The sequence below is a fragment of the Acidimicrobiales bacterium genome, from assembly GCA_036273495.1.
Lineage (GTDB): Bacteria > Actinomycetota > Acidimicrobiia > Acidimicrobiales > JAJPHE01 > DASSEU01.
In genome coordinates this window covers 1-6,169 of sequence record DASUHN010000114.1, presented here as the reverse complement: position 1 = coordinate 6,169, position 6,169 = coordinate 1, and the positions used below count along the sequence as shown (strand labels likewise).

The 6,169-nt window shown below is 73.6% G+C and carries 8 protein-coding genes; 2 read left to right on the top strand and 6 right to left on the bottom strand.

Annotation, left to right across the window (positions count from 1 at the left end; all coding sequences use genetic code 11):
• The coding region (locus VFW24_04840) for a PHP domain-containing protein (GenBank protein HEX5266077.1) at nt 1–1,071 on the bottom strand (1,071 nt) is incomplete at its 3' end.
• A 102-nt stretch (nt 1,072–1,173) separates the two neighbouring features.
• Complete coding sequence (locus tag VFW24_04835) at nt 1,174–1,686, bottom strand: bacterial proteasome activator family protein (GenBank protein HEX5266076.1); 513 nt, start codon at nt 1,684–1,686, stop codon at nt 1,174–1,176.
• 77 nt (nt 1,687–1,763) lie between these two features.
• On the opposite strand from VFW24_04835, the gene VFW24_04830 reads away from it, so the two are divergent.
• Entirely contained in the window at nt 1,764–2,210 is a 447-nt protein-coding gene (locus tag VFW24_04830) for an Rrf2 family transcriptional regulator (GenBank protein ID HEX5266075.1), read from the top strand.
• 9 nt (nt 2,211–2,219) lie between these two features.
• On the opposite strand, the gene VFW24_04825 is transcribed toward VFW24_04830, so the two are convergent.
• From VFW24_04825 to VFW24_04810, 4 genes are all read right to left on the bottom strand, one after another.
• On the bottom strand, nt 2,220–3,158 hold the full coding sequence (locus VFW24_04825) for an RluA family pseudouridine synthase (GenBank protein HEX5266074.1): 939 nt from the start codon (nt 3,156–3,158) through the stop codon (nt 2,220–2,222).
• Nucleotides 3,155–3,682 (bottom strand): signal peptidase II, encoded by a 528-nt coding sequence (gene lspA / locus VFW24_04820; GenBank protein ID HEX5266073.1) that lies wholly within the window; start codon nt 3,680–3,682, stop codon nt 3,155–3,157. The genes VFW24_04825 and lspA overlap by 4 nt, the downstream gene beginning before the upstream one ends.
• Complete coding sequence (locus VFW24_04815; GenBank protein ID HEX5266072.1) at nt 3,652–4,653, bottom strand: TraR/DksA C4-type zinc finger protein; 1,002 nt, start codon at nt 4,651–4,653, stop codon at nt 3,652–3,654. Before VFW24_04815 ends, lspA begins: the two co-directional genes overlap by 31 nt.
• A 234-nt stretch (nt 4,654–4,887) precedes the next feature.
• Nucleotides 4,888–5,262 carry a DUF167 domain-containing protein gene (locus VFW24_04810; GenBank protein HEX5266071.1) on the bottom strand — a complete coding sequence of 125 codons (375 nt, stop codon included), beginning with the start codon at nt 5,260–5,262 and terminating at the stop codon, nt 4,888–4,890.
• Between the two features lie 21 nt (nt 5,263–5,283).
• On the opposite strand from VFW24_04810, the gene VFW24_04805 reads away from it, so the two are divergent.
• The coding region (locus tag VFW24_04805; protein ID HEX5266070.1) for a class I tRNA ligase family protein at nt 5,284–6,169 on the top strand (886 nt) is incomplete at its 3' end.

Here is a 6,169-nt window from a genome sequence, read left to right as displayed (position 1 = left end):
CATGTCGGAGATGACCGACAGCTCGTACTGGAGCCGTTCGGTGACCTCGGCGGGTACCGGCTCCCCGTAGCGCTCCACCGCCCCGGCCCGGGTCAGATGGCGCAGGTAGACGTCGGCGGACTCCTCGTAGGTCGAACGCCGGAACTCCTCGGGAACCGGGAACTCGGGGAGCTTGGGCTTGCCGAACTCGATCTCGACCTTGGCCCGCTCCGCGATCCACAGCGTGTTGTCGCAGGCCTCGGGCCAGTGGGCGAACAGCTGGCGCATCTCCGCCGCCGACTTCAGGTAGTGCTCGTGGGACTCGAACTTGAACCGCTTGGGATCGTCGATCGACGAGCCGGTCTGGACGCACAGCAAGGCGTCGTGGGCCACGGCGTCGTCGCGATGGGTGTAGTGGCTGTCGTTGGTGGCCAGCAGCGGGGCGCCGATCTTGCGGGCGATCTCGATGAGCTGCGGGTTGGTCTGGGCCTGCTTGGCCAGCCCGTGGTCCTGGAGCTCCACGAACAGGCTGTCCCGGCCGAAGATGTCCTGGAGGCGGGCGGCCATCCTCGTCGCTCCGGCGACGTCCCCCCGGAGCAGGGCCTGCAGCACGACCCCCCCGAGGCAGCCCGTCGTGGCGATGATGCCGTCGTGGTGGCGCTCGAGCAGTTCCCAGTCGAGCCTCGGCTTGTAGAAGTAGCCCTCGAGGTAGGCGTCACTGGCCAGCTTCATGAGGTTGCGGTAGCCGGCTGTCGTCTCGGCCAGGAGGGTGAGGTGGTAGTAGAGCTTCTCCCCCTCGGCCCCGTCTCCGCCGTTGTCGTCGAGCCGGCCCCGGCGGGTGGGCCGCTCGAAGCGGCTCTCCCCCGCCATGTACGCCTCGGTGCCGATCACCGGGTTGATGCCGGCGTTGCGACAGGCGCGGTAGAAGTCGAGGACCCCGTACATGTTCCCGTGGTCGGTGATGCCGATGGCGGGCTGGCCGTCGGCGGCCGCCGCCGCCACCACGTCGTCGATCCGGGCGGCGCCGTCGAGCATGGAGAACTCGGTGTGCAGGTGCAGGTGGGTGAATGACGACGACCCGGTGCCAGCCACTGCCCCGCTCCTCCCGTCCCGGCTTTTCCACAGGCCCTTATGCACAACCTGTGGACGAACTACACCCCTGTAACTCGCGGTCCCGAGGGTAGCGCGGCCCCGCTACAGGTACGTGCCCGGGCGGGGTGGCTCGGTCCCGGGCTGGCCCGGGACGGGCAGCCCCCGGCGGCGCATCTCGTCGAGCTGGGCCCGGGCCGCCATCTGCTGGGCGAACAGGGTGGCCTGGATCCCCTGGAACAGGCCCTCGAGCCAGCCGACCAGCTGGGCCTGGGCCACCCGGAGTTCCGCCTCGCTCGGGGTGTCGGGCCCGAACGGGATCGTCATCCGGTCGAGCTCCGCGGTGAGGTCGGGGGACAACCCCGCCTTGAGCTCGGCCATGGACGTGTCGTAGATCTCCCGCAGCCTGTCCCGGCCGGCCTCGTCCAGGGGGGCGTTGCGGACCTCGTCGAGCAGCTGCTTGATCATCGAGCCGATCCGCATCACCTTGGCCGGCTGCTCGACGGTCTCGGTCGTGGCCGGCGAGCGGTCCCCCTCGCCGTCCTCCTGCGGGACCCGGCCCTCGGCGCTGTCGACGTCGATCACGATCGGGGTCTCCTGCCGGGGCCCGGAATCCATGCCCGGATCCTCCCACAGCCATGGGATGACCCGGGACGGGTCATCGTCGGGAGGGCGGGCGGTCGTACCATTGTGCTGTGAGGGTCTCGACCAGGGGTGACTACGCCAGCCGGGCTCTCCTCTCCCTGGCGCTGCACGCCGAAGGAGAGGGGCCGACCTCGGTCCGCGACATCGCCGAGCGGACCGGGCTGCCCCAGCCCTACCTCGAGCAGATCCTCCTGGCCCTGAAGGGCGCCGGGCTGGTCCGGTCCAAGCGGGGCGTCGGGGGCGGCTACGTGCTGGCCCGGCCCCCCGGCCAGATCACGCTCAGCCAAATCGTGAGCGCGGTCGACGGGCCGATCGTGGCCGGGGACTTCGGCCGGCCCCACGAGGACGGGGCGTGTGACCACGAGGGCCAGTGCGTCCTCTTGTCGGTGTGGGACGACGTCGGGGAGCACATGCGCTCCCATCTCGACTCGTTCACCCTGGAGGACATGGTGGCCCGGGCGCGCGGCCTGGCCGCCCCGGCCGCGCCGCTCGCATAGCCCGCGGGGTCACCCGAGGGGATCGAGGACGGCCTCGAGGTCGGCCGGGAGTGGAGAGGAGAGCTCCAGGCGGCCGGTGCCCGCCGGGTGCTCGAAGGCCAGGCGGTGGGCGTGGAGGAACGGGCGGGCCAGACCCGGGAGCAGGGCCGCCGCCCCGCCCCGCCCGTAGGCCGGGTCGCCCGCCACCGGATGGCCGATGGCGGCCAGATGGACCCGGATCTGGTGGGTCCGGCCCGTCTCCAGCGAGCACTCGAGGAGGGTCAGCGATCGGCCCTCGGATGTCGGGGGGAAGCGGCGCCGGACCTCGTACCGGGTGCGGGCCCCCCGCCCCCCGGCGGTGACCGCCATCCGGGTGGGCTGGCGGGCGGACCGGCCCACCGGCGCGTCGACGACACCCCGATCGGACTCGACCGCCCCGGCCACGAGCACCAGGTAGGCGCGGCTCACCTGGCGCCCGGCCAGCATCGCCACGAGGGCGGCGTAGGCCCCGGAGGTGCGGGCCACCACCAGCAGCCCGGACGTGCCCTTGTCGAGGCGGTGGACGATGCCCGGCCGCTCCGGGTCCCCGACCCGGGCCATCTCCGGGTAGCGCGCCAGCAGGCCGTTGACCAGGGTGCCGCCCCGGTTGCCGGCCCCGGGATGCACGACCAGCCCGGCGGGCTTGTCGACCACCACCAGCTCGCGATCCTCGTGCACGACGTGAAGGGGCACGGAGGGGTCGGGGGCGGGAGGGGCAGCCTCGCCCGGGGTGGTGGTGATCTCGACGACCTCGCCGAGCGCCATGCGGCGGGATCCCCGGGTGGCGGGGTCGCCCCCCACCCGCACGGCTCCTCCCGTGACCAGGCCGGCCGCCTCGGCGCGGGGCAGCCCGGTCACCATCGACACGACACGATCGAGGCGCTGGCCCACCAGGGCCTCGGGGATCTCGGCGCTGCTCGGCGGGCTCATCCCCCGGCGGGGGCGGTGGCGCCGTCCGGGCTGCGGAGGTTCGCCAGCAGGAGCAGGCCCACTCCGACCACGACGCACGAGTCGGCCACGTTGAACGTCGGCCAGTGGGAGAGATGGATCCAGTCGATGACCGCCCCGCCGTGGCCCCGGAACAGCCGGTCCCCGAGGTTGGACAGCGCCCCGCCGAGCAGGAGGCCGGCCGCCACCGCCCCGGACCGGCCCCGGACGGTCCGCCCGTAGAACACGACCAGGACCAGCGCCACCCCGGCCACGATCAGGACCGGCGCCAGGCCGCGGCCGACACCGAAGGCGGCCCCCGAGTTGTAGGTCAGCTCGAGGTCGAGGGGCCCGAGCACGTGCGAGGGCCCGCCCGCCAGCGCGTTCTGCTCGAGGGACTTCGAGAGCTGGTCCGCCACCACGACCAGGACGCCGATCAGCGCACCGGTGAGGAGCTGGCCCCGCGACCATCGCCCCGCCCGGTGGCGGGCCGGCGTCAGCGCCGCGACAGCCCCCCGCTCTTGCATTCCACGCACAGCCGGGCCTGGGGCAGGGCCTTGAGCCGGGCCCGGGGGATGGCATGGCCGCAGCGCTCGCAGACCCCGTAGGTGCCCGCCTCGATCTTGGCGAGGGCGTAGTCGATCTCCTCGACCTCGGCCTGGGCCTGGGCCGACAGCGCCAGGTCCCGCTCCCGGTCGACGTTGACCGTGCCCCCCTCCCCGGACTCGTCGTCGAACTGGATGTCCCCCGGCTCCATGTCCCGGGCCAGCGCCTCGGCCTCGGCGCGCAGCGCCTCGGCCTGCTCGAGGTAGGTGGTCCGCTCCGCCCGCAGCAAGATCCGCTGCTCGTCGAGGAACTTGGGATCGGGCGGCGGCAGCTTGGGCGGAGGCTTGGGGGCGGGTGCCGACTTGGCCACCCCGGACCGGGACGGTGCCTCCTTGGCGGGCACCGTCCGGGCAGCGGCCGTCTCCGGTGCCGGCTCCTGGACCACCGCCGAGTCCTTCCCATCCGTGACGGCGGCACTCGCCCTGGCGGCCGGGGCCTTGGCCGGGGCGGCCTTGGCCGGAGCCGACTTGGCGGCGGGAGCCGACTTGGCGGCGGGAGCCGACTTGGCGGCCGGAGCCGACTTGCCGCCGGCGGCCTTGGCCGGGGCCTTGGCCGGCGGCGTCTTGGCCGGCGGGGACTTGGCGGCGGGGGCCTTGGCCGGGGCGGCCTTGGCCGGGGCGCGGGTCGATCCCACCTTGGCCGCCGTGCCCTTGGCCGCCGGAGCCTTGGCCGGCGGAGCCTTGGCCGCCGGAGCCTTGGCCGGCGGGGACTTGGCGGGGGACGCCTTGGCCGGGGCCGCCTTGGCGGCGGCGCGGCCGGCCGCAGCCGTCTTCGACGTCGACGCCTTGGCCGAGACGGCCTTGGCGGACGGCGCGGCCTTGACCGCCTTCTTGGCCCCCTGACCCGAGGGAGCTGCCTTCTTGGCCGTGCCTTTGGCTTCGCCCTTCTTCACCGCTGCCTTCTTCGATGTGGCCGCCGACTTGGCCAACCGGGAACGAGCCGAGGAGACGACACGCCTTGCGGCCGAGGTGGCGGCCCGTCCGGATCCCGATCGTCTGGTCAACGACCCGCCCGATCCGGAAGCCGCGGGCTTGGTGGGTCGCGCCATTGAGCAGTCTCCCCGTCCTAAAGGGGCGGCAAGCTATCACGCCCGAAGGGCGCGTTCAATGACCTTCCGGGCGCGCCCTCAGACCCGGCGGGGGCCCGGAGGCGGGCCGGCCCGGCGCCCCGAGGCCCGCGAGCCGGACCGCTCGAGGGCGGCGGTGAGGATCCGCCGGGCGTGGGCGGGATCGACCCCCTCGACCCGGAGCCGCTTGGCCCGGCTCGACTCGCCCGACTCCACCTCGACCTGCGCCGGCTTGGCTCCGAGCAGGTCCGCCATCAGCTCCACCACGGCCCGGTTGGCCCGTCCCTCCACCGGCGGGGCCGCCACCCGCACCTTGACGGCGTCCCCCTGCTGTCCCACGACCTCGGTCCGGCCGGCGCCGGGGTGGACCATCACGCGGATGTGCAGCACGGGCGCCTCGTCGGAGCCGGAAACGTCGAAGAGGTCGTCGGCCACTCTGACACTCTAGGGATCACCATGGCCCGCTTCGCCGCTCTGCCCCCGGTTCCCGATTTCGGCCGGATCGAGGCCGAGGAGACCGAGCGCTGGGAGCGCCACCGGGTGTTCGAAAGGTCGGTGTCCGAGCGCGACGGCTGCCCCGACTTCGTCTTCTTCGAGGGGCCGCCGACGGCCAACGGCCGGCCCGGGCTGCACCACGTCTGGGCCCGGGTCTACAAGGACCTGTTCTGCCGCTTCCAGACCATGAGGGGGCACCGGGTCCTGCGGCGGGCGGGGTGGGACACCCACGGCCTTCCCGTGGAGGTCGAGGTCGAGAAGGCCCTCGGCTTCTCCGGCAAGAACCAGATCGAGGCCTACGGCGTGGGCGAGTTCGTCGAGCGCTGCCGGGAGTCGGTCCACCGCTACGTGGCCGACTGGGAGAGCCTCACCCGCCGGATCGGGTTCTGGGTCGACACCGGGGACGCCTACTGGACGCTGACTCCCGACTACATCCAGTCGGTGTGGTGGCACCTGCGCCGCCTGTGGGACAACGGGGACCTGTTCGAGGACGCCAAGGTCGTCCCGTACTGCCCGCGCTGCGGTACGTCGCTCTCCAGCCACGAGCTGGGCCAGCCCGACGTGTACCAGGACGTCGAGGACCCGTCCGCGTACGTGCGGCTGCCGGTCGTCGGCCCCGCCCCCGGCGGCGCCGAGGCCCTGATCGTCTGGACCACGACCCCGTGGACGCTCGTGTCCAACACCGCGGTGGCGGTGAACCCCGACCTCGAGTACGTCGTCGTCGACGGGCTGGTCGTGGCCGGAGCCCGGGCCGACGAGGTGCTGGGGCCGGGCGCCCTCGGGCGGGCGGCGTCCCGTCTGCGCGGCGCCGACCTGGTCGGCGTGCGCTACCGGAGGCCCTTCGAGC